The 21368-nt window shown below is 66.6% G+C and carries 22 protein-coding genes and 1 pseudogene; 10 read left to right on the forward strand and 13 right to left on the reverse strand.

Going from position 1 to position 21368, the window contains the following annotated elements; all coding sequences use genetic code 11:
* The first annotated feature begins 5 nt into the window (after positions 1-5).
* From DPQ64_RS13680 to DPQ64_RS13690, 3 genes are all read left to right on the forward strand, one after another.
* Positions 6-989 (forward strand): MBL fold metallo-hydrolase, encoded by a 984-nt coding sequence (locus tag DPQ64_RS13680; protein ID WP_115864875.1) that lies wholly within the window; start codon positions 6-8, stop codon positions 987-989.
* 160 nt (positions 990-1149) lie between these two features.
* Entirely contained in the window at positions 1150-2829 is a 1680-nt protein-coding gene (locus DPQ64_RS13685) for a response regulator (protein ID WP_115864876.1), read from the forward strand.
* 183 nt (positions 2830-3012) lie between these two features.
* Positions 3013-3822 carry a hypothetical protein gene (locus DPQ64_RS13690; RefSeq protein WP_115864877.1) on the forward strand — a complete coding sequence of 270 codons (810 nt, stop codon included), beginning with the start codon at positions 3013-3015 and terminating at the stop codon, positions 3820-3822.
* A 342-nt stretch (positions 3823-4164) separates the two neighbouring features.
* Here the strand turns inward: DPQ64_RS13690 and DPQ64_RS13695 are convergent, their stop codons facing one another.
* The 3 genes from DPQ64_RS13695 to trxA form a co-directional block, all read right to left on the reverse strand.
* Positions 4165-5406, reverse strand: a complete 1242-nt coding sequence (locus tag DPQ64_RS13695; RefSeq protein ID WP_115864878.1) for an orc1/cdc6 family replication initiation protein — start codon at positions 5404-5406, stop codon at positions 4165-4167.
* 1026 nt (positions 5407-6432) lie between these two features.
* Complete coding sequence (locus tag DPQ64_RS13700; RefSeq protein WP_115864879.1) at positions 6433-7011, reverse strand: class I SAM-dependent methyltransferase; 579 nt, start codon at positions 7009-7011, stop codon at positions 6433-6435.
* Between the two features lie 71 nt (positions 7012-7082).
* Entirely contained in the window at positions 7083-7523 is a 441-nt protein-coding gene (trxA, locus tag DPQ64_RS13705; RefSeq protein WP_115864880.1) for a thioredoxin, read from the reverse strand.
* Between the two features lie 205 nt (positions 7524-7728).
* Here trxA and DPQ64_RS13710 point away from each other — a divergent pair, with 205 nt between their 5' ends.
* The gene (locus DPQ64_RS13710; RefSeq protein ID WP_115864881.1) at positions 7729-9924 is read left to right on the forward strand and encodes a S9 family peptidase; all 2196 of its coding nucleotides are present in this window, start codon (positions 7729-7731) and stop codon (positions 9922-9924) included.
* A 25-nt stretch (positions 9925-9949) separates the two neighbouring features.
* Here the strand turns inward: DPQ64_RS13710 and DPQ64_RS13715 are convergent, their stop codons facing one another.
* From DPQ64_RS13715 to dgoD, 5 genes are all read right to left on the reverse strand, one after another.
* The gene (locus tag DPQ64_RS13715) at positions 9950-10210 is read right to left on the reverse strand and encodes a hypothetical protein (protein WP_115864882.1); all 261 of its coding nucleotides are present in this window, start codon (positions 10208-10210) and stop codon (positions 9950-9952) included.
* A gap of 160 nt (positions 10211-10370) precedes the next feature.
* Entirely contained in the window at positions 10371-10730 is a 360-nt protein-coding gene (locus DPQ64_RS13720; RefSeq protein ID WP_157971710.1) for a HalOD1 output domain-containing protein, read from the reverse strand.
* Positions 10731-10880: 150 nt separating this feature from the next.
* Complete coding sequence (locus tag DPQ64_RS18875; RefSeq protein WP_157971711.1) at positions 10881-11024, reverse strand: hypothetical protein; 144 nt, start codon at positions 11022-11024, stop codon at positions 10881-10883.
* Between the two features lie 257 nt (positions 11025-11281).
* Positions 11282-11635, reverse strand: a complete 354-nt coding sequence (locus DPQ64_RS13725) for a hypothetical protein (protein ID WP_115864883.1) — start codon at positions 11633-11635, stop codon at positions 11282-11284.
* A gap of 1 nt (position 11636) precedes the next feature.
* Entirely contained in the window at positions 11637-12785 is a 1149-nt protein-coding gene (dgoD, locus tag DPQ64_RS13730; protein WP_115864884.1) for a galactonate dehydratase, read from the reverse strand.
* Between the two features lie 138 nt (positions 12786-12923).
* On the opposite strand from dgoD, the gene DPQ64_RS13735 reads away from it, so the two are divergent.
* Complete coding sequence (locus DPQ64_RS13735) at positions 12924-13349, forward strand: helix-turn-helix domain-containing protein (RefSeq protein WP_115864885.1); 426 nt, start codon at positions 12924-12926, stop codon at positions 13347-13349.
* 110 nt (positions 13350-13459) lie between these two features.
* Here the strand turns inward: DPQ64_RS13735 and DPQ64_RS13740 are convergent, their stop codons facing one another.
* Both DPQ64_RS13740 and DPQ64_RS13745 read right to left on the reverse strand, forming a co-directional pair.
* On the reverse strand, positions 13460-15046 hold the full coding sequence (locus DPQ64_RS13740) for a hypothetical protein (RefSeq protein ID WP_115864886.1): 1587 nt from the start codon (positions 15044-15046) through the stop codon (positions 13460-13462).
* A 168-nt stretch (positions 15047-15214) separates the two neighbouring features.
* Positions 15215-15706, reverse strand: a complete 492-nt coding sequence (locus DPQ64_RS13745) for a hypothetical protein (RefSeq protein ID WP_198662132.1) — start codon at positions 15704-15706, stop codon at positions 15215-15217.
* A gap of 224 nt (positions 15707-15930) precedes the next feature.
* On the opposite strand from DPQ64_RS13745, the gene DPQ64_RS13750 reads away from it, so the two are divergent.
* Complete coding sequence (locus tag DPQ64_RS13750) at positions 15931-16113, forward strand: hypothetical protein (RefSeq protein ID WP_115864887.1); 183 nt, start codon at positions 15931-15933, stop codon at positions 16111-16113.
* A pseudogene (locus DPQ64_RS13755) lies at positions 16026-16289 on the forward strand (aldehyde dehydrogenase family protein); the annotation flags it as partial. The gene DPQ64_RS13750 and the pseudogene DPQ64_RS13755, both read left to right, overlap by 88 nt.
* A gap of 464 nt (positions 16290-16753) precedes the next feature.
* On the opposite strand, the gene DPQ64_RS13760 reads toward DPQ64_RS13755, so the two are convergent.
* Together DPQ64_RS13760 and DPQ64_RS13765 are read right to left on the reverse strand one after the other, a co-directional pair.
* Positions 16754-17866: a halocyanin domain-containing protein gene (locus tag DPQ64_RS13760; RefSeq protein ID WP_115864888.1), complete on the reverse strand. Its 1113-nt coding sequence runs from the start codon at positions 17864-17866 to the stop codon at positions 16754-16756.
* A gap of 127 nt (positions 17867-17993) precedes the next feature.
* Complete coding sequence (locus tag DPQ64_RS13765; RefSeq protein ID WP_157971712.1) at positions 17994-18173, reverse strand: hypothetical protein; 180 nt, start codon at positions 18171-18173, stop codon at positions 17994-17996.
* A 111-nt stretch (positions 18174-18284) separates the two neighbouring features.
* Here DPQ64_RS13765 and DPQ64_RS13770 point away from each other — a divergent pair, with 111 nt between their 5' ends.
* From DPQ64_RS13770 to DPQ64_RS13780, 3 genes are all read left to right on the forward strand, one after another.
* Positions 18285-19631 carry a Zn-dependent hydrolase gene (locus DPQ64_RS13770; protein ID WP_115864890.1) on the forward strand — a complete coding sequence of 449 codons (1347 nt, stop codon included), beginning with the start codon at positions 18285-18287 and terminating at the stop codon, positions 19629-19631.
* 25 nt (positions 19632-19656) lie between these two features.
* The gene (locus DPQ64_RS13775; protein WP_115864891.1) at positions 19657-20331 is read left to right on the forward strand and encodes an O-methyltransferase; all 675 of its coding nucleotides are present in this window, start codon (positions 19657-19659) and stop codon (positions 20329-20331) included.
* Between the two features lie 131 nt (positions 20332-20462).
* On the forward strand, positions 20463-20786 hold the full coding sequence (locus tag DPQ64_RS13780) for a transcriptional regulator (RefSeq protein WP_115864892.1): 324 nt from the start codon (positions 20463-20465) through the stop codon (positions 20784-20786).
* Between the two features lie 95 nt (positions 20787-20881).
* Here DPQ64_RS13780 and DPQ64_RS13785 read toward each other — a convergent pair whose 3' ends face one another.
* Positions 20882-21298, reverse strand: coding sequence for a hypothetical protein (locus DPQ64_RS13785; protein WP_115864893.1), 417 nt, complete (start codon positions 21296-21298; stop codon positions 20882-20884).
* Positions 21299-21368 lie beyond the last annotated feature (70 nt).

Consider the following 21368-nt stretch of genomic DNA (forward strand, 5'->3'; position numbering starts at 1 on the left):
CGACCGTGAAGCGCATCCAGCTCGGGAACACCGTCTTCGAGGGGCGCAACGACGCGTATCTGTTCGGCGCGGACGGCGGGACCACCGCGCTGGTCGACACCGGCGTCGCCACCGACGACGCTCGCGAGCAGCTCCGGGACGGGCTCGCCGAGCACGGTGTCTCGTTCGAGGACCTCGACGTCGTCTTGCTCACCCACTGGCACCACGATCACGCCGGGCTCGCCGGCGAAATCCAGCAGGCGGGCGACGCGCCGGTGTACGTCCACGAGGCCGACGCGCCGATGGTCGTAGACGACGGGCTGACCCACGCCGAGGAGATCGACCAGCGCGACCTGTTCGAGCTGTGGGGCACCCCGAACGAGAAGGCCGCCGAACTGCTCGACTTCCTCGACCTCCACAGCGAGATCCAGGGCGACGCGCCGACCGTGGAGACGTTCGTCGACGGCGACCGCTTCGAAGTCGGGGACACGGAACTGACCGCGATCCATCTACCCGGCCACGCCGCGGGGCTCACCGGCTTCGCGTTCGACACGCCGGACGCTGATTCGTCACAGCGCGAACTCCTGACCGGGGACGCGCTCCTGCCGAAGTACACCCCGAACGTCGGCGGCGCAGACCCCCGCGTCGAGGACCCGCTGGGAACGTACCTCGACTCGCTCGCCCGCATCGTCGACGGCGGGTACGCCCGAGCGTGGCCGGGCCACCGCGACCCCATCGACGACCCCGGGGCCCGAGCCGAGGAGATCATCGACCACCACCGCGAGCGCACCGAGCGCGTGCTCGACGTCCTCCGGGAGCGCGGCACCGCGGACCCGTGGACCGTCAGCGGTGACCTGTTCGGCGATCTCGCGAACATCCACATCATGCACGGGCCGGGCGAGGCGTGGGCGCACCTCGACCACCTCGAACGCCACGGCGTCGTCGAGCGCGGCGCGGAGGGCTACGCGCTCGTGGACGACGACCCGGACCTCGACGCGCTGTTCGGATAGGTTCGCGGGGCGACCGCGTCTCGAATCGAGTCAGTGTGAGGTACTAACTCGATTCGATACCAACGTCGAGGTGACTCGACGCCACCCGGAATATATCACAGTCGTAATTGAAGAAATGAAACCATTTATAAGGCGGCGGTGAATGGCCGACGTACAGAGAATGGCGAGCGCGCATCCCCGCGTGTTGCACGTCGACGCCGACGCCGACTTCGCCGGAGTGGCGGCGAGGACCCTCGACGGCGAGTACGACATGAACGTGACCACCGTCGACCGCGGGGAGGCGGCCCTAGAGGCCGTCGAGCGCGAGCAGTTCGACTGCGTCGTCAGCGAGTACGACCTGCCCGACGGGGACGGGCTCGAACTGCTCGACGCGCTCCGCGCAATCGACGCCGAGATTCCCTTCGTCCTGCTGACCGGAAAGGGGAGCGAACGGGTCGCCAGCGACGCCATCTCGGCCGGCGTGGCCGACTACCTCCCGAAGAGCGATGGCGAGTCGACGGCAGGCGAGCGTGACCAGTTCGCGGTGCTGGCCGACGCCATCGACAACGCCATCGCGCGTCGCCAGAGCGAGCGACTCGCCGACCGCCAGACGACCGTGAACGAACTCCTCTGGGACGTGAGCCAGACGATACTCGGCGCGTCCTCACAGGAGGTCATCGAGCGAACCGTCTGCGAGCGACTCGCCGACTCGGAGCCGTACGTGTCCGCGTGGATCGGTAAGGTCGACGAGGACGCCCGCGCGGTTCGCCCGCAAGCCGTCGCCGGCATCGGCCGACGCTACCTCGGCCCGGTATTGCTCGACGACAACCGAGCGGGCCGCGACCGGGTGCCCGTCCGCGACGCGGCCGAGACGCGGTCGATCCAGATCGCGCAGGGACTCGACCCCGGTGAGTCGTTCCGAATGCAGGGCGGCGAGTCGTCCAGAATCGAAGGCGGAGAAGGGTTCGAAACCGACGGGGCGGTCGACGACGGCTACGCTGCCGCGGCGGTCCCGCTCGCGTACGGAACCCGCGACTACGGCGTGCTGAGCGTCTGGTCGGACGCCAGATACGCGTTCGGCGCGAACGAGCGCCGGGTGCTCTCGAAGTTCGGCGACTGCATCGCTTCCGCCATCGAATCGGTCCAGACCCACGAGGAACTCGTCGGGCGCGAACAGCGACTCCAGGTGTTCAACCGGATACTGCGACACAACCTCCGCAACGACCTCAACGTGGTCATCGGACGCGCGGAGAACGTGATCGAAGAGTTCCCGCCGGCCGGGCGCGAGGCCGAGGTCATCAAGCAGAAGGCGAGCGACCTCATCGAGATCAGCGAGAAGGCCCGCGAGGTCGGCAAGACGCTCGACGGCGGTCCCCGAGCGACCGCCCAGATCGACGTCGTGGATTGCGTCGAGCGGACCTGTTCGGAGTTCCGCCAGTCGTGCTCGGACGCCGAAATCCTCATCGACACCCCCGACTCGGCGACGGTGTACGCGGACAAGACGCTGGGCGCGGCGATTAGCGAGGTCGTCGAGAACGCGGTCGAGCACAACGACGACCCCACGGTGCGAGTGGGCGTCTCGACCAGCGACGACGGCGAGTGGGTCGACGTGACGGTGCTCGACGACGGTCCGGGCATCCCCGAGACCGAGCGTGAGGTACTCGCGGAGGGCGAGGAGACTTCGCTCCAGCACGGCAGCGGACTCGGCCTCTGGCTGACCAACTGGATCGTCGGCAAGTTCGGCGGCCAGGTGTCGTTCGACGACTACCGGACCGACGGCAGTGCGGTGACGATCCGACTCCGGCGCGCCACCGACGAAGACGCTTCACCTCGAAGCGTGTCAGTCCTCGACCGGGAGTAGGTGACGGCTCGCGGGAACCCTCTGTGGAGGGCCATCTCGCCTCGACCAGTCCATCTTCTTCGACTGGTCCTTTTTCGACTGGTCCTTTTTCGACTGGTCCTTTTTCGAATGGTCCATATTGTCCCGATATGTCCGTTTGCTTTAGCGACAGATATATATGGATAAAACCGCGAACACAACGGTATGAGTACGCAATCGGCCGGACCCCTCGAACGATTCAAGCAACAGGAGTACACCGGCGAGAATCGGTGCACGCCCTGTACGATCGTCAACGTCGTCATCGCTGCGGTTGGGAGCGCGGCCGCCGGCGTGGTACTCACCCCGGTCGGTGGCGGGGCGGTGTTCGCACTCTCGCTCGCCGCCATCTACTTCCGGGGGTATCTCGTGCCGGGAACGCCGACGCTCACGAAGCGGTACTTCCCAGACTGGGTGCTGGCGAAGTTCGACAAGCTGGAGGCCGAGCAAGTCGGGGTCGCCGAGGAGGAGCGCGAACCCGAGGAAGTGCTGGCGGACGCGGGCGCGGTCGAAGGCTGCGAGGGCGTCGACGACCTCTGTCTCACCGACTCGTTCCGCGAGTCGTGGTACGACCACATGGACGCCATCGACCGGGACGGCTCCGAGAAGAGCGAGCTGAGCCACGTCCTCGATGTCGAGGAGGAGAAGCTCTCGTTCGAAGAACACGAGGAAGCGCTGGTCGCCGGTTACGACGAGGGACGGCTCGGCCAGTGGGAGTCCCGCGCCGCGCTGGTCGCGGACCTCGCCGCGGCGAAGGTGCTCGAAGAGCGGTACCCCGACTGGGACGCGCTGACGGTCACGAACCAGAGCCGCGTGCTGAGCGGCCTCCGCATCTTCCTCGAGACGTGTCCCGATTGTGGCGGCGACATCGCGATGGAGCAGGACACCGTCGAGTCCTGCTGCCGGACGATGGACGTGGTCGCGGTGAGCTGCGCCGACTGCGACTCCCGGATTCTGGAAGTCGAGCACGGCCAGTAGGGCGCGCCTGAACGAACCTTCCGTCGTTACCCCGCCGTTTCCGCTGTCCACGCGGCAATACTTTCCGTGCGAATCGAAACCACGTGAGTCGACTTCCGAGTTTTCACGCGGTCGAGGCGCGTTTCAGGAAGCGACGAATGTAGACAGCAGGCTGGTTGATAGTGATGGGGCAAGACAGACAGCGGAAACGGCGGTGTTGGGGCTGGAGTGGGTGGACAGCGGAAATCACGGGGTTGCCCGAAGCGCGGTCGTGAGTCCGAGAGCCCTGTATTCTGTGCGCAAAACAGCGGAAACAGCGGGGTTCGAAAGAAGTCTCTCCGAAGCGTTCCTCGGACGGTTTTCTCAACTCCCGTCGTCCTCGAACGTGGTCTGGTAGTACGGCCGGATGCTCTCGTGGACACCCGCGAACTCGATGGTCTCCTCAAGTGCGGTGACGACGAGCTGGAGGTCCTGCTTGAGGGCGTGCTTGCGGTACTTGCCGCCGGACATCCCCTCGTTCTTCTCGGTCGAGGAGATGACACCGAGCATCGCGAGGTCGGCGAGGTGGTCGCGCATCCGGCGGCTCGTGAGCGGTTCGGTGCCGACGTGGTTGCAGAGCTGTTCGTAGCGGGGCCGGACGTCACGGGAGCGCGTCGGCGTCTCGCCCTCGGCTTCGAGCGACGTGAGCGCGTAGAGGACGAGCCGGGCGTGCTCGGTCAGGTCGGCGACGCCCTCCATGATGCGGTCGCGTTCGAGCTTCTCGCGGGCCTCCTGGACGTGTTCGTCGGTAACCTGATCGACCGCCTCCTTCCGCGCGAGGTCGCCGGCTTCGAGCAGGAGGTCGAGCGCCTGCCGGGCGTCGCCAGCGTCCTGCGCGCCGTACGCGCCGCAGAGCGGGATGACGTCGTCGGCGAGCGCGCCGTCGTGGAACGCGACCGCCTCGCGTTGGGCCAGCACCTTCTGGAGTTCGGTGGCGTCGTACGGCGGGAAGGATACTTCCTTCTCGCAGAGCGACGACCGGACTTTCGCGGAGAGGGAATCTCGGAAGGAGAGGTCGTTCGAGATGCCGATGAGTCCGATCTTGGCGTGTTCGAGGTAGCCGTTGCTTCTGGCACGCGGGATCTGGTAGAGGATGGAGTTGTCGTTGATGTGGTCGACCTCGTCGAGCACGACGATGATGGTGCCGCCGAGTTCGTCGAGTTCCTCCCAGAGGAAGCTGTACACCTGCGCTTGCGGGTAGCCGGTGTTGCTGATCTGCTCGGAGGGGTCCCGCAGCGTGTTGACGAGTCGGACCGCGACCTGGTAGCTCGAGTTGAGGCCGTCGCAGTTTATCTCAAGGACGTCGAGGGAGATGTCGTCGTACTTGGCGGCGTCGTCTTGAAGCCGGCTGAGCAGAAATCGCGTGGCTGCGGTCTTGCCGACGCCGCTCTTGCCGTAGAGGAAGATGTTCGAGGGGGCCTCGCCGTTGATGATCGGCTGGAGCGCGGCGTGGTACTCCTCGAGCTCCTCGTCGCGCCCGACGAGGTTGTCCGGGGTGTACTCCTCCAGCAACGCGTCGCGGTTCTTGTAGAGGGAGTTGTCCCGGTCGAAGCTGAACGATGGCATGGTCGTTGTGCCCCGATAGAACGGACGCCGACATAAAGCCCGGTGGTCACAGGGGCGTCCGCTGTTTCTTCTGTTTCGAGGATTTTTACGTCGAGGGTGGTTTTCAAGGGTGCGTCGTTTCCGCTGTCTCTGTCATCGCGATTCTTTAAGTCGAAACGGTGCACCACACCCACCCCATCGTTTCCGGAGCTTTTGGGAGCGGGAGGATGGGGCGAGGGAATCCGGCCTACAGTAAGCGGTAGATTTTTATATAATACTGTTAAACAATACCCGTAGCGCAAATAGACGAAATTATTTAAATTGTTTAAATTAGTTATTTAGGTCATCTATGGTTTTGGCTCGGTGGATGCAAATGCTGTCTCGACTGGGTCCTAGTTTCGTTTCGAGCAGATCTGTTCTCTTTCCGAGCAACCCCCGACCTTCTCCAACCCTCCCCTAATCCTACCCCTCCTCCACTCTACCCCACCCCAACCCTTCACCCGACCGAAACAGCGGAAACGATGGGGTGGGTGTTCCGCTCGTATCTCCGACCACTCGACCGACTCAATCTTCGAGAAACAGCGGAAATCGTGGTGTGGGGCTCCTCGAACTCCACCAGTCCAATCGCTCGAGCGCTCGAGGAACCTTCGACCAGACGAACGGTGAAAACGGTTCAATATCCGGTCTCCAGCGGAAACGTCTTTTCGGAGTCTCACCCCGACAATCCTGACCGAACGCCCGGACCATAGCCTCGACCAAAACACCGGAAACAGTGGTGTTCGTCCACCGGTCGTCACCTTCGCACGACCTAGGCTCAATCACTAACCGCCACGACTGGAGTCCGTCATCAACCGCGAGGCTACTCCAGTCTTTCTGAGTCCGCACCGAATTCCCGCTGGGTACTCATCGAAACCTGCCAGACTCCCGCAAAACAGCGGAAATCGTGGTGTCGTAGTCGGCGTGGTCGTTACAAAGTCAGGGCCGTGGGTAGTCAGGGCCGTGGGTACCCCGTCAACAGCTTGCATCCTCGCTCCCCGCCAGCGACAGTTAGCGTCCGGCTTTGGCAACCACGAGGAACGTCTCAGGGCGCTCGTCGGCCCGAACGGTCTCGAATCCCGCGTCGTCGAGGAGGTCGACCGCCCCGTCGCGGTCGTACCGCTCGTCGACCGGCGGGCCGCTCTCACCGTCCCCGTTGGCGGTCCAGTCGGCGACTACCAGTCGACCGTCAGCCCCGAGAACGCGGGCGACCTCCGCGAGCGCGCCGTCGCCCGCAAACTCGTGGAACGTCATGGTCGAGAAGGCGGCGTCGAGTTCTCCGTCGTCGAACGGCAAGTCGCCGACGTTCGCGGTCACGAGGTCGACGTTCTCCGGGACGCCCTTCTCGCGGTAGAGTTCGTGCATCTCGGCCTGCAGGTCGACGGCCCGAATCTCGTCAGCGAACGGAGCGACGTCGTCGGTGAAAAAGCCAGTTCCGCTCCCGAGATCCGCGACGGTGCCGAGATTTCCACTTCCAGAGCCAGTGTCGAAACCCAGCCCAGCAAGCAGTTCCTCGCGGGAGAGATAGCGGTACCGCGAGACGTCTTCGAGCTTGTCGGCCGTCGCAGGGTCGAAGGTGTGAAAGCCCATTCGAGAAACTCCGCGTCGGACGGTCTTAATTACTGTGTCATCACAGTGCAGTCTGCGACACCGACCGAAATTCAGCAGTACCGCTCCACGAGGCTCCGGAGCTTCGACTCGTCCTGCGCGCCGACGATCTGCTCGACCTGCTTCCCGTCGGCGAACAGCAGGAGCGTCGGCACGCTCCGAACGCCGTACTGGGCGGCGAGCCCCTGGTGTTGGTCGATGTCGACCTTCGCTACGGCCGCGTCGGTCTCGGCTGCGATTGCGGCGACCGTCGGTTCGATCATCTTGCACGGGCCACACCAGTCCGCGTAGAAGTCGACCAGCACCACGTCGTAGTCGGTCGTGACGGTCGAGAACTGCTCGACGCTCTCGACGTGGATGGGGTCGTCGGGTGCGGCGGATACACCGGTCTCCGCATCGTCGCTTCCCCCCTCGGCTCCTGTCCCTGCGGCACCCTCGTTCAGAAGCTCCTGGCGCTTCTGCTCTCGCAGCGCTTCGAGTTGGTCGTCGGTCATCGCCTCGCCCTTCGCATTCGACGGCTTTAACCGTTTTGCAGAGGTCGCACAATATCGGGCCGACGTCGCGGTTCCTGACCTCGTCCGCGTTCGATCCCTCCATCGCGACCGATACCCCGCTGCATCCGATCCCTCCACCTCGTCCGGTTCTCCTGTTGCATCCGGTACCCACACCCTGATACGGTCGGACTGCGACACGTTCGTCATGAGCGACCCGCTCGACCCCGAGGACTTCTACGACCTGACGCTCGTCTCGGCCCCCGTCGTCTCACCGTCCGGCGACCGAGTCGCCTTCGTCGCCGACGAGTTCGACCACGAGGCCGACGAGCGGCGAACGTCGCTGTTCGTCGCGCCCGCAGACGGGAGCCGTGACCCTCACCGACTCACGCGGGACGCAGACGCGAGCGACCCGACGTGGAGCCCCGACGGGTCGAAACTCGCCTTCCGAGCGGCCCGCGAGACGGACACCGAAATCGCAGTCAACCAAGGCGATCACGAGAACTCCGGCGAGGAAGATTCCAACAGCGAGGACGATTCCAGCGGAGACGAATCCACCAACGGGGAACCCGACGACGAGGAGACCGAACCGAATCCCCAGATTTGGGCGTTCGACCTCGAACGCGGCGGCGACGCTCGCCAGTTGACGACCTTCGAGGAGGGCGCGCGCGGCTACGACTGGGGGCCCGACGGCGACCGTCTCGTGGTGGCGGCCCGCGACCCCGACGACGAACAGCGCGACTACCTCCGCGCCCGGCGAGAGGACGACGCGCCGGTCGAGACCGAGCGACTTCAGCACAAGTACGACGGGACGGGCTGGCTCGACGACGTTCGAACCTACCTGTTCGTCGTCGAGTACGACTCCCGCGAAACGATCCGGCTCGACGACGCCTACGGTGGCGGCGCGCGCGAACCGATGACCGGACTCAACCCCGCGTGGTCGCCAGCTCCCGTGGCCGGTGCTGAAGACCACCGAATCGCCTTCCTCTCGAACCGGACCGACCGGCCGGACGACAACTACGTGATGGACGTCTACACCGTCGCGCCGGACGGCTCGGACCTGCGGAAACTGACCAACTCGGATCTCACCGCGTCGCGACTCCGCTGGCATCCGGCGGGCGACCGACTCGCGTTCGTGGGCCGGGACCCCGAGAACGGCCACGTGCCCGCCGAGCCGTACGTCGTCGAGTTCGCCGCGGCGGTCGACTCGACCGCCGCGGCGAACTCGGCAAGTTCCGAGGAGCCAGTCGTCTCGGTCGGCTCGTGGGCCGGCGATCTGGACCGCACGGTCGCCAGTTTCGGCGGTCCGGCGTGGGACGGCGACGACCTGCTCGCGCCCATCGGCGACGAGGGGCTGACCCGCCTCGCGACCTTCCGCGCGGACGAGCGCCCGGAGCGAACCTTCGACGCGCAGGGCCGGGACAGGACCGTCGAGGGATTCGACTGCCGCGGCAGGACTGCGGCCGTCGTGCTCTCGGATCCCGAGAGCGGTCGGGAACTCCACGCGCTCGGAACCGGGTCGCTCGATTCGCTCGGCTCCACCGCAGAGCCGACCCAGCTCACCGAGGCAACTGCCGACCTCGTCGCTGACCATCGGATGCCGGACTGCCGGCGGATTACCGTCGAGTCCGAGGGCGAGGAGATCGACGCCATCGTCTACCTCCCGGCGGATTTCGACCCCAGTGAAAGCGACGTGGCCGGCGAAAGCGAAGGTGACACCGTTCCCCTCGTCGCGTCGGTCCACGGCGGCCCCGTCTCGTACGACGCGCCGACGTTCGAGTTCCTCTACGCCTACCTGACCGGGCAGGGCTACGCAGTGGTTCGACCCAACTACCGCGGCAGTTCCTCGTACGGCCGCGAGTTCAGCGAGGCCATCCGCGGCGACTGGGGCCCGCGCGAGACCGCCGACGTGCTGGCGTGCGTCGACGAACTGATCGACCGCGGGGTTGCCGACCCCGACCAGCTGTTCGCGACCGGCTTCTCGTACGGCGCTATTACGACGGCGTACCTCGTGGCCGAGACCGACCGGTTCGCGGCCGCCGCGGCCGAGCACGGCGTCTACGATTTCCGTTCGGCGTTCGGCATCGACGACTCGCACGTCTGGTGGGCGAACGACTTCGGCCTCCCGTGGGAGAACCCGGAGCGGTACGACGACGCGGGCAGCATCGCGGACGTGGGCGAGATGGACACGCCCCTGCTCGTGACCGCGGGCGGCGAGGACTGGCGATGTCCGCCCTCCCAGAGCGAGCAGCTGTACGTGAGCCTCAAGAAACAGGGCGTCCCCGCGCGCCTCGTCGTCTATCCCGACGAGCACCACGCCATCGGCGACCCAGACCGGGCGGTCCACCGTCTGACAGAACTGACCGACTGGTTCGAGCGGTTCGACCCGGAAACGCAGGAGTAGTGTCCTTTCGGTCGCTCGATATCGTTCACCGACCGTCGTCTCCGCCGAACAGGTCCTGCTGGAGCTTCCCGCGGCGGAACGTCGCGAGGTGGTGCTGCGTGACGAGCACCGCTGCGATCAACATCCCGACGGCGAAGCCCGCAATTCGGACCATCGGAACGCCGTGGACGAATCCGTTGAGTAGCTGTGCGACGACGAGGAGCACCGGGACCACGCTGGCGAGCGTGGTACGAACCGGTAGCTCCCGGAACATCTCCCAGAACGTGACGTTGTTCGAGACGGCCATGCGGTAATCTCCCCTTGCGCGAACCAGCGACTATCGGTACATTACCTTTTCGTGTCCCCGTTCTTACCGTTCCGCGGAACGAGGACCGTCCCAACCCGATCCCTCGCGGCGATTCCGACGGTAGGATCACCTTACCGTGGGACCACAGCCCACGACGCGGTCACGCCGATCCGGTGGCCGACGAGCGCGACTCGCCGCGACCGTCGACCGGTTCGTACACCACGACCTCGTGGTCGCTTCGCACCTCGACTCGACAGCCCCGTAGCTCGAACGAGATCCGCCCCACGGGTCGCGAAGTCCCGTCGTGGCGGTCGGCGAACAGCCTGTCGAGCGCGTCCGGGTTCACTACGTCGTAGAGAACCGCCCCACCGCCGAGCGGGTCGGTGCCCGACAGCTCCGCGACCGCGTGGACGACTGTCGTGCTCGGTTTTCGGTCGCTCGATTCGACGCGATACGCCGCACGCCCGTCCCGGTCGAGGGACGGTACGCGTTCCGTAGAGGGCTCCGTGTCAGTTTTCATGGGTGGATTGATATCGACGGCCACAATCGATATATATCAATGATTATTCGGCTATACAAATAATTCACGGAAGCGGAAACCCAAAACCATCGCCCTGAATCGAGGAACCATCGTTTCGCTTGGAGAAATCGCCGGCTCAACTCCGACTTATCAGCCGTTCTCGTCGGATTCGGCCCGGTCGCGGTACGACGGCAGGGTGTCGTCCTGCAGCAGCGCCGACCGACCGCCATCGACCAGTCGGTTCGCGTCGGTGACGGCGGTGTTGGTCTCGACGCCCACGCTGTTCACCAGCACGTCGATGCCGCCGTATCCTGGTCGGTCGCGTCGACCAGCGGCACGATTTCGTCGGGTTCGCGCACGTCCGCGCGATCGGGTTCGCGCACGTCCGCGCGAACGAATTTCGCGTGGCCACCGCTCTCGCAGATTCCCTCGCGGTCGCTTCGCCTTCGTCTGCGCTCCGCCCGGTGACGACCACCGCCGCGCCCTCGAATCGGTTCATACGTGAGACTCGCTCCCGACCGCGGCGCGCTTCAGTCGTTCGGCGGCGGAGTTTACTCCTTCGTCAAGACCATCGGCTCTCCGCTCCCCCGATCATTACCGGACTGCCCGCCGACGCTCGCCGCGAACTGCTCGGCGTGCAGTTCCTTCAGCCTCGCCAATTCCTCGTCGCTCAGGTCCGTCCGCTCGGCGAACTCGTCCCAGACGTGGCTCCGGACCGCGAGGAAGTACGCGGTCTCGTTCTGGGTCACGAGCGGGTCGCGGTGGAACTGCGTCCGGTACTCGTAGACCAGACCGTCGACGGTCACCCCGTCGAGATCTCTGACCGCGCGCTGGTGGCGCGCGACGAGTTCGCGGTCGTCCTCGTCGTCGACATCGGGGAACGCCGCGAGTGTGTCGTCCGCCATGCTACCACTCCGCGACGCTGCCGTCGGCGTGTCGCCAGACGGGATTGTGCCAGTTCACGTCGCCTGCGCGCTCGCGGACGACCGACTCGTCGATGTCGATGCCGAGGCCCGGGCCGTCAGGGAGCGCGACGTAGCCGTCGTCGTACGCGAAGACCGAGGGGTCGGCGAGGTAGTCGAGAACGTCGCTGCCCTCGTTGTAGTGGATGCCGAGGCTCTGTTCCTGGATCAGGGCGTTCGGCGCGCAGCCGTCGACCTGCAGGCACGACGCGAGCGCGATGGGGCCGAGCGGGCAGTGTGGCGCGAGCGCCACGTCGGAGGCCTCGGCCATCGACGCGATCTTGTTTACCTCCGTGATACCCCCGGCGTGGCTCACGTCGGGCTGGATTACGTCCACGGTCCCGTCGTCCAGCACCGATTTGAAGTCCCAGCGCGAGTACATCCGCTCGCCCGTGGCGATGGGGGTCGTCGTGTTGGCCGCGATCGCCGGGAGCGCGTCGTTGTGCTCGGGTAGCACCGGCTCCTCGACGAACATCGGTTCGTGGACTTCGAGCGCGCTCGCGAGTCGCTTTGCGGTCGGCTTGGCGACGCGACCGTGGAAGTCCACGCCCACGTCGACCGACTCGCCGACGGCCTCGCGGACCGCGCCGAGGCGGTCGACCGCCGCACGAATCTCGTCGGGCGACTCGACGCGTTCGGTCTCCGCGGTGGCGTTCATCTTGAGCGCCGTAAACCCCGCTTCGACCTGCTCGCTGGCCGCCTCGGCCACGTCCGCAGGCCTGTCGCCGCCGATCCACTGGTAGACGCGCATTCGGTCGCGGACCGGACCGCCGAGGAGTTCGTAGACGGGTGCGCCGAACTGCTTACCCTTCAGGTCCCAGAGCGCCTGATCGATGCCCGCGATGGCCGACATCAGCACCGGGCCACCGCGGTAGAATCCGCCGCGGTACAGCGTCTGCCAGTGGTCCTCGATGGGAGTCGGGTCCTCCCCGAGCAGGTACTCCTCGACCAGTTCCTCGACCGCGGCGCGAACGGTTTGCGCCCGCCCTTCGACCACGGGCTCGCCCCACCCGACCGCGCCGTCGTCGGTTTCGAGGCGCAGGAACAGCCACCGCGGGGGCACCTCGAACAGCTCGTAGTCGGTCAGTCTCATGCGGGCCGCTACGCGCCCTGCCGCCAAAACGTCGGGGGTGCGCGCGTTTCTGCGAAGCGACGTTTCGGCGGGTTCAGCTTTCCCGCGATCGAACGAAAGGGGTACAATTAAAAACCAGAAATATGAAAATTCGTCACGATGGACAAGCTCGACGGCGTCACGCTGGCGGCCCTGCGGGAGCAACTCGACGCGGCCGAGAGTCCGAAGGCGACCAAGCGGCTCATGATCGCCATCGCGTACAAGGACGGCGTCCCGGTGTCGACGCTCTCGGAACGGTACGGCGTTCCCGAGTCGACGCTGTACTACTGGCTCGACCGCATCGACGACAAGCCCATCGCAGAAGCGGTGGAGGACGACGACCGGCCGGGCAGACCGGCCGAACTCGGCGAACGTGACCGCCAGGAACTGTTCGACGCGCTCTCGAAACCGCCGGAGGAACACGGCGTCGACGGCTCGTCGTGGACTCCCGACGCGGTCCGGGAGTTCATCGAGCGCGAGTTCGGCGTCTCCTACTCGCTGGGCCACGTCCGGCGGCTCCTCCGGGAGTCCGACGCGCCGCTCTGACCTCGTTTTCGGCCTCGGCTGCGCGCGTTCGGCGCGGTCGGTCGACCGCGCCGCACGCGCACAGCCCACTCCGCAGGGTCCGCACAGCCGACTTTGCAGGACCCATCAACTTAGCGCCGGACCGCGAGCAGTGCCACTCCGAGCACGAGAAGCGCGATCAGCGCCGCACCGACACCGAATCCGGGGACCGCTCCGGGTGCGTCGCTGGCGGTCGGCGTCTCGCCCTGCATGGCTTCGGCGGTGGTGTCACCGCTGCTGGTCGTCCGGTCGGTAGCGGGTGCTTCAGAGGTTTCACCGTCCACCGTGGCGGTCTCTCCCGTCGTTTCTGCTCCCGTGGTCCCTCCCCCGCCCGCTCCGTCCGTTCCGTCGCCGATTCTGAGCAGCCAGCCGTCACCGTCACCGTCGTCGCTGCCCATCGTCGTCTTGCCCGCGAGCAGGTAGCCGCCACCGTGGGCGCGGATGGCGGGCCACGGCTTGTCCCACGCGGCCGTGCCGTAGTAGCTCTCCCACCGGGTTTCGCCGCTCTCGTCGGTCGCCAGCACGTAGCCGTCCGCGCTCCCGTGGGGCCCCTGATTCGAGCTCCCCGTGAACAGGAAGCCGTCGTCGGTCCGCATCGCCGAGTCGAGCCACTGGGTCCCCTCGCCGCCGGGCGAGCGCTCCCACTCGACCTCGCCCTCGGGGCCGAACTTCACCAGCCAGCCGTCGCGCGGCCCCTCGCTGTCACTCTCGGTTTCGCCTGCGAGCACGAAGCCGTCGTCCTCGGGGCTCGCTCCTTCGGTCGTCGAGGAAACCGATGCCGCCGCCCACACGTCGTCCCTGCCCGGGCCGCCCACGGTGGTCGCCCACTCGGTCTCGCCCTCGGCGTCGACGTTCAACGCCCAGCCGTCGTCGCTGTCGCCGACGGCCTTCCCGGCGAGGTAGTAGCCCGAGTCCGTCGGCACGATAGCTCGGAGGCGGCCGTCGCCGTAGTCATCGGGCGTCGAAACTGTGGTCCGCCACGCCTCCTCGTGGTCTCCGTCGAGCTTTAGGAGCCAGCCGGGGTTACCGTCGCTGCCGTAGGTCATCCCGGCGAGGAGGTAGCCAGCGTCGCTCGGCGTTCCGGACTCGTTCGAGACGGGGTCGCCGCTTTCGCCAACACCGCCATCGTCACGGGCCAGCGCGTAGAATGCTCCAGCACCGACGGTGCGCTCACGGACGACCTCACCGTCGAAGCCGATCTCGACGACCCAGCCGTTCTGCCCCCCGTCTTCGTCGGACCGGCCCGCGAGCAGGTAGCCGTCGTCGGTCTCGGCCACGCCCCAGAAGCGGTCGGTGCCCGAGTCGCCGAGCGTCTTGGACCACTGCTCGTTGCCCTCGCCGTCGATCTTGACCAGCCAGCCGTCGTCGTTGCCGTCGCGCTCGGTCCAGCCGACGGCGAGGTACCCGCCGTCCGGCGTCCGCACGAGGTCGGCGAAGGTGTCGTCGCCGTCGCCACCGTCGGTTTCCTGCCACTGCTCGGGGAGTTCCGGCGGCGTTCGGTCCGTCACTGCGAGGGTTCCGGTTGCGGGGGTTTCGATTGGAGGTGTTTCGACTGGAGGAGCTTCGGCTGCGGGATCGTCGGTGGCGCTCGCGGGGACGAGTGCCCCGAGGCTCGCGAACACGACCAGCGTCGCAAGTGAGACAGCCAGCACCGCCAGCGCCGCGGTTCGTTTCTCCATGCGCGTGTCTCGGCGGGCCCGTCGGTTTGTTATGGGGCGTCTGGGCGCAGAGTAGGCGCGGGCTGACTGTCGACACTTCGGGGGCTGTAACCGACTTTCTCTTCCCTTCTTTTTCCGAGTGCCGTCGCTGTCACTGTGAGCATCGGCTCTGTTCGGGTCCCGGACGAGTCACCGGTCCGGGCAGTAGTCGCTCGAGAAGTCCTTCGGATCGGTGACCTCCTGAAGGTGCATCTCGAACGACTTCTCCGCGTCGGGTCCTACGGTCCGATTCGGACCCCACCCGTTCTCGAGGTCGATGTCGGCGTACGCGCAGCCGTCCCAGCTGAAGTCGTCCGGGGGCAGCCGACGTTCGAGGGTCGCGCCGCCGTCCGTTTCTTCGAGCCGGATGCGGTATCGAGCGTCCTCGACGGACCATCCCGGCGTGAACGAAGCTACCGATCCCGGCTCTTGTAGCGGCGCGAGCGACACTCGCTCTTCGAGGACGCGCTCGTCCTCGCGGAACAGCTGTAGGTGAATTGTCGTCTGATAGTTGGTCCAGTTGTGGAGGCGGATCCCCGTCAGGGCCATCGAAGGGTTGTCGAACACCTGCCCGAGGCAACCGCCGGTCGTCGTCGCCAGTCCAACGAGTACTGCTCGTCTGGAGGGAACGTTGTCTGTCATCCGTGGGGAACTGGTTATATGTTATGATTACTACCTGTGTCTCGTGAACACGGTTCGTCGCTACTGGTTACGATTCTTCTGTATACTCCTAGTTATATTTATGCTAATTAGTTTTGTCGACACTCGCTGGAATGGAGAGCCCTCGCCGTCCACGGCTGTGAAGACACAGTCCGCTTCCTTCCAGCCCGAAGCTACAACGGACTTCCCGGCGTTTCCGTGACGCTATGGACCGAACGAACCCCGCGACCGGAGAGGACCTCGAACCGATCTCCGACGACTCCGAAGAAGAGGTCGCCGCCGCGCTCGACAGGGCGACAGAGACGTTCACCTCGGTCTCGGCGCGTCGGTCTGGACCGAGGATCTCGACCGGGGCGAGCGACTCGCCCACCGCATCGAAGCCGGGATGACGTTCGTGAACGAACTCGTGAAGTCCGACCCGCGGCTCCCGTTCGGTGGCGTGAAGGACTCGGGCTACGGTCGCGAACTCGCCGAGGACGGCATCGAGGAGTTCGTGAACAAGAAGACGATCTGGGTCCAAGAGCCCGATGGAGGCGAGGACGACGTGGACCTGAGCGTCGAGTAGAACTGCTCGAACATCTGTTTCACGCTCTCTTCGACGGTTTCTGGTCCACCAGTTTCGACAGCTGTCCGTCAGCTCCTGGCGCGTGCTGGCGCGAGTTCATCTCGCGCCAAATCGCGCGAGGGACGAGCATGGCGAGGCCCAGTGCGCCTCGCGTGCCGTGCGGGCGACTCGTGGGTCGCCCGCAGACATCGCAGCGAAGCGAGAAGCGCAGGAGGCTGGGGAGGGCTGAGGCCCGCGGTCGCGGTGCTGTGGAGTCGCGGTCTCTCCGATGCCTCGGCAGTAGCTAGCTTCGTCGACTTTTCGATGGAACGTATCACGGTCGATAAAGTCTCCACAACGACGCAGACTATCGCTTGAGCAAATGAGAACCGCGAGCGCACAGCAACCCACCCGCACAGCCACTGCTCCGAAACAACGGAATCACTCACCGAAACCACGAAAAAACACGAGAGTACGATTTCCGCCTACGCCTCGCGTTGCTTCGACCGCTGGTCCGCGATCGGAAGCCCGAGCAGCCCCGCCACGAGCGCGCCGGCGAAGCCGAGCGTGAGCCAGTCGGTCGTACTCCGGCCGCCCGAAGCCGACGCCGCAGCGACCGGAGCATCGCTCGCTGCCTCACTGCCGACCACGACCGCGCCCTTCATGCCCATCGTCTCGTGGGGCGTACAGACGTACTTGGCGACGCCTTCCTCCTCGAACGTCTGCTCGAAGGTGTGGCCCGCCTCGCCGACCATCTCGCTCTCGAACGACCCGCCCTGCGCCGAGACGTTGTGATTGCCGCCCTGTCCGGTCCACTCCCAGACGACCGTCGTACCGGGGTCGACTCGCACCGCGGCGGGGCCGAAGGCGAAGTTGCCATCGTTCCCGCTCGCGCCCACGGAGACCGTGACCTCGGACTCGCCGGTGTGGTCGACCACGCCGTCGTAGTTGCTCACGCCCTCGAACCACGATTCGAGGTTTGCGTCGCCGCCCGCGCCGCCGGAACTGCCTGAACCATCACCGGCACCCGACCCATCGCCGTCGGTGGTCTCGGACGACCCGCTATCCGTGCTCTCGGTGGTTCCGGACCCGCTCGACCCCGAGGAGTCGGAGGCATCGGTGGCCGCGTCGTCGCCGACGACGATTGCGCCTTTCATCCCCATCGTCGCGTGGGGCGTGCAGACGTACTTCGTGACGCCCTCATTCTCGAACGTCTGCTCGAAGGTGTGGCCCGCCTCGCCGACCATCTCGCTCTCGAACGAGCCGTCGTCGGCCGAGACGTTGTGCATGCTTCCCTGCCCTGTCCACTCCCAGATCACCGTGGTTCCGGGATCGATTCGCACCGCGGCGGGGCCGAAGGCGAAGTTGCCGCCGTTCCCCTGCGCGCCGACCTCGACCGTGACCTCGGATTCGCCTCGGCGGTCGACCACGCCGTCGTAGTTGCCGACGCCGTCGAACCAGCCGCCGAACGGCGACTGGGCCGCCGCGGGCACGCTCGCGCCTGCGCCCACGGCCGCGACGCCGGCGAGTCCGGCCGTACCCTTCAGGAACGTTCGCCGCGCGATAGCACCGTCGGAACGGGAGCTGTGGGTGTTCATCGGTATCTGGACGTTCCCGTCGATGGGGGTTATAAACCCCCTCCCGTTCCCGAGCCGTGGAATTCGCTCGAACGTGTTCGGCCCGGCGTATATACCCGCTCGGCTTCGCTCCGGTTTGGCGTCCGGATCAGCCCAGTTGCATCTCGACTCCCGACATCTCGCCGCTCGGAACCGCCCCGTCCAGCGCGTCCGCGAGGTCGTCCCAGCTTTCGGGCCGGTACGCCTCGGTCTCCTCGCCGGGGATGCCGAAGACGTACTCGACGCCCTCGGCTTCGAGCTCTGCGACGAGGACTTCGGCGGTGTTCATGCCCCCGGTGTACGTCTCTTCGGCCAATGGTCCACTTGCCGAATCGAGCGATGTGGACTCCACCCGGACGCGAACCCATTACTGATTAGCCCGGCGTGCGACCGTGTCACCATGAACGAGGGCGCGAATCTGGTCGGCCGAGCTGTCGACCGGGAGCGACTACGGGCCGACCTCGAACGAAACGCCGAGTTTGGGGCTATCAAGGCGGAAGAAGGCCGCGGGCGCACGGTCCTCGTCGGCACCGAGGCCAACCGGAGGGCCCGCGAGTACCTCGTCGAGCGCATGGAAGACGCCGGACTCGACGTGCGAATCGACGCCGTGGGCAACCTCGCGGGCCGGTGGACGCCTGACTCGCCAGCCGACGCCGACTCGCGCTCCGACACTGTCTCGCGCTCCGACATTGGCCCGGCTCCCGTGGCGGCCGGGAGCCACCTCGACTCCGTGCCGGAGGGCGGCATCTTCGACGGCCCGCTGGGGGTGTACGCCGCGCTGGAGGCCGTTCGAGCGATGCAGGACGCTGGCGTCCAGCCCGCTCGTCCGGTCGACGTCGTCTCGTTCACCGAGGAGGAGGGCCAGCGGTTCGCGTCAGGGCTGCTCGGCTCGTCGGTCGCCGCGGGCGAGCGCACGGTCGGGGAAGCGCTCGAACTCGCGGCCGACGACGGCGAGGGCGGGACCCTCACGCTCGAATCCGCGCTGGACGCCATCGGCTTCCGTGGCGAGGGGCGACTCGACGCCAGCCAATGGGACGCGTGGCTCGAACTCCACGTCGAGCAGAGCGAGCGACTGGAGGCGGCGGGCGTTCCGGTCGGCGTCGTCACCGCGATCACGGGCATCACTCACTGCGAGGCGGTCGTCCGCGGCGAGGCCGACCACGCCGGCGCGACGCCGATGGGCGACCGGACCGACGCGCTCGCGGCGGCCAGCGAGTTCGTCCTCGACGTGGAGCGGGCCGCCCGCGAGGTGGTCGCCGCCGAGAGCGACACCGCGGTCGGAACCGTGGGGAGCCTCGACGTGCGCCCGAACGCGACCAACGTCGTCCCCGGCGCGGTCGAGTTGGAGGTCGACGTGCGGGACGTCGACCGCGACGCGATGGCGGAGATCGTCTCGCGCGCTCGCCGAAGTCTCGCGCGACTCGAACGCGAACGCGGGGTCGCGACCGAGTTCGCCCGGCCGTTCGACCTCGCGCCCACGCCCATGAACGACCGCGTGCGCGGGGCCGCCCACCGCGCGGGCGAGGCGGCAGGCATCGAGACGCTCGATCTCCACTCGGGCGCGGCCCACGACACGATGCACCTCGCAGATGTCACCGACGCCGGACTCCTGTTCGCGCCCTCGCGAGACGGCATCTCGCACAACCCCCGAGAGTGGACCGACTGGGACGACTGCGCGACCGCGACGCGAGTGCTTGCGGGGGCGCTTGCGGACCTCGCAGGGGCCGGGGAGACGCCGAACAGTTAACTTTTCGTCCCGCGATGACCCCGGCATGGAGCTACTGCCGGAGCAGACCGAGCGGTTCGTCCGCGCGATGGCACCCGACCGCGACGAGGTGCTCCGCGAGATGGAGGTCCACGGCGAGGAGATCGGCTTCCCGACGGTGGGGCCCGAGGTGGGGGCGTTCCTCGGGCTCGCGGCCGAGATGGTCGACGCCGAGCGCGTGTTCGAGTTCGGGTCGGGTTTCGGCTACTCGGCGTACTGGTTCGCCGAGGCACTGCCCGCCGACGGGGAGATCGTGCTGACCGAACACGACCCCGAAGAACTCGACCAGGCCCGCGAGTTCCTCGACCGCGGGGGCTACGCCGACCGAGCCACGTTCGAGGACGGCGACGCGCTCGAAACCATCGAGCGCTACGACGGCCCCTTCGACGTGGTGTTGATCGACTGTCACAAAGACGGCTATCCGGACGCGCTCGACGCGGTCGCCGACAAGGTCGCGGAGGGCGGCATCGTCGTCGCGGACAACGCCATGGAGAGCGGGATTCAGGACTTCCGGGCCATCCTCGAAATCGTCGAGGGTGGTGACCCTGACGCGGACGGACTCGCGGCCGACGACCAGACGCTCGGCATCGCGGAGTACCTGCTGGCGGTGCGCGACGACCCCGACTTCCGAACCGCGGCGATCCCGCTCGGTGAAGGAATCGCGGTGAGTTGTCGGACGTAGTCGGACGCAACAGGGTCCGGTCGTCCCTCTCTTTCGCACTGCCGAGAACCGCCTGTAACTCGAATTCTCATTACAACTCGGCAGCGTTAAATTGTCCAACGTTAACGTAGCCCGTCACCGTCAGTGAACCTGTGACAGATCCAGACGCGGCCGACTCGTTCGACGACGCGCTGGACGCGCTCGCGGACGTTCAACGGCGCAAACTGCTGGTAGCGCTACTGGACCACAACCCGCAGGACGACGCCCCAGTCGTCGACGATGGAGCGCCCGACGAAGCTTTCGAACGCCTCGTCGAGATGAACCACGTCCACCTGCCGAAGCTCGCCGAGTACGGGTTCGTCGAGTGGAACCGGGAGGCCCACGAAGTGACCAAGGGGCCGAACTTCGAGGAGATTCAGCCGCTGCTCGAACTGCTCGAGGACCACGAGGACGAGCTTCCGTCGGGCTGGTTGTAGTCGTGCAGCCGAAGTGGGTGTAGCCGAGCAGCCGAAGTGGGTATAGCCGAGCAGCCGAAGTAGGTGTAGCCTAGCGTCCGTAGCCGACTCCCGACCTACGTCGCCCAGTCGACCAGCCACGCCACCAGCCCGACCGCGACGAGGGCCATCCCGACGGCGGACGTGGCGGGTTCGGGGAACAGGAATAGGACCACGCCGACCACCAACACGAGCCCGATCAGGCCCTCGTCCAGCCACGTTCCGTCCTCGTCGTCGTCCTGCTTGCCGACCGTCGAATCGCCATCGTCGGTCGCGGGTCGGTCGCCCTCGGTGCCGTCGTAGTCGGCGTCCACCGTGTCGCCGCCGGGCCAGACGCCCCAGCTCGTCGGCGAGAGCGTGCCGCCGACGCCCGACGGGAAGAACGTGTCGTCGGTCACCCCGTCGCTCGTGTACTGGTCGCGCGCGGGCTCGTCGCCGTGAACGTCCTCGTACGTGCTATCGTACTCGTCGTCGGTGTACGGGTCGTTCGACATGGACGGATGGACGACTCTCACGCGGTTAGGGGCTGTGGCCGAGTGACGGGCCGACCGTTCTCGAAGGAAT

This window comes from Halorussus litoreus (genome assembly GCF_003382685.1).
In the GTDB taxonomy this organism is placed as follows: Archaea; Halobacteriota; Halobacteria; order Halobacteriales; family Haladaptataceae; genus Halorussus; species Halorussus litoreus.

Excerpts from the sequence above, each read along its gene's own strand:
- DPQ64_RS13685 (WP_115864876.1), top strand. The coding sequence starts at position 1,150 with ATGGCGAGCGCGCATCCCCGCGTGTTGCACGTCGACGCCGACGCCGAC.
- DPQ64_RS13690 (WP_115864877.1), top strand. The coding sequence starts at position 3,013 with ATGAGTACGCAATCGGCCGGACCCCTCGAACGATTCAAGCAACAGGAG.
- DPQ64_RS13695 (WP_115864878.1), bottom strand. The coding sequence starts at position 5,406 with ATGCCATCGTTCAGCTTCGACCGGGACAACTCCCTCTACAAGAACCGC.
- DPQ64_RS13700 (WP_115864879.1), bottom strand. The coding sequence starts at position 7,011 with ATGGGCTTTCACACCTTCGACCCTGCGACGGCCGACAAGCTCGAAGAC.
- trxA (WP_115864880.1), bottom strand. The coding sequence starts at position 7,523 with ATGACCGACGACCAACTCGAAGCGCTGCGAGAGCAGAAGCGCCAGGAG.
- DPQ64_RS13710 (WP_115864881.1), top strand. The coding sequence starts at position 7,729 with ATGAGCGACCCGCTCGACCCCGAGGACTTCTACGACCTGACGCTCGTC.
- DPQ64_RS13715 (WP_115864882.1), bottom strand. The coding sequence starts at position 10,210 with ATGGCCGTCTCGAACAACGTCACGTTCTGGGAGATGTTCCGGGAGCTA.
- DPQ64_RS13720 (WP_157971710.1), bottom strand. The coding sequence starts at position 10,730 with ATGAAAACTGACACGGAGCCCTCTACGGAACGCGTACCGTCCCTCGAC.
- DPQ64_RS13725 (WP_115864883.1), bottom strand. The coding sequence starts at position 11,635 with ATGGCGGACGACACACTCGCGGCGTTCCCCGATGTCGACGACGAGGAC.
- dgoD (WP_115864884.1), bottom strand. The coding sequence starts at position 12,785 with ATGAGACTGACCGACTACGAGCTGTTCGAGGTGCCCCCGCGGTGGCTG.
- DPQ64_RS13735 (WP_115864885.1), top strand. The coding sequence starts at position 12,924 with ATGGACAAGCTCGACGGCGTCACGCTGGCGGCCCTGCGGGAGCAACTC.
- DPQ64_RS13740 (WP_115864886.1), bottom strand. The coding sequence starts at position 15,046 with ATGGAGAAACGAACCGCGGCGCTGGCGGTGCTGGCTGTCTCACTTGCG.
- DPQ64_RS13745 (WP_198662132.1), bottom strand. The coding sequence starts at position 15,706 with ATGACAGACAACGTTCCCTCCAGACGAGCAGTACTCGTTGGACTGGCG.
- DPQ64_RS13750 (WP_115864887.1), top strand. The coding sequence starts at position 15,931 with ATGGACCGAACGAACCCCGCGACCGGAGAGGACCTCGAACCGATCTCC.
- DPQ64_RS13760 (WP_115864888.1), bottom strand. The coding sequence starts at position 17,866 with ATGAACACCCACAGCTCCCGTTCCGACGGTGCTATCGCGCGGCGAACG.
- DPQ64_RS13765 (WP_157971712.1), bottom strand. The coding sequence starts at position 18,173 with ATGAACACCGCCGAAGTCCTCGTCGCAGAGCTCGAAGCCGAGGGCGTC.
- DPQ64_RS13770 (WP_115864890.1), top strand. The coding sequence starts at position 18,285 with ATGAACGAGGGCGCGAATCTGGTCGGCCGAGCTGTCGACCGGGAGCGA.
- DPQ64_RS13775 (WP_115864891.1), top strand. The coding sequence starts at position 19,657 with ATGGAGCTACTGCCGGAGCAGACCGAGCGGTTCGTCCGCGCGATGGCA.
- DPQ64_RS13785 (WP_115864893.1), bottom strand. The coding sequence starts at position 21,298 with ATGTCGAACGACCCGTACACCGACGACGAGTACGATAGCACGTACGAG.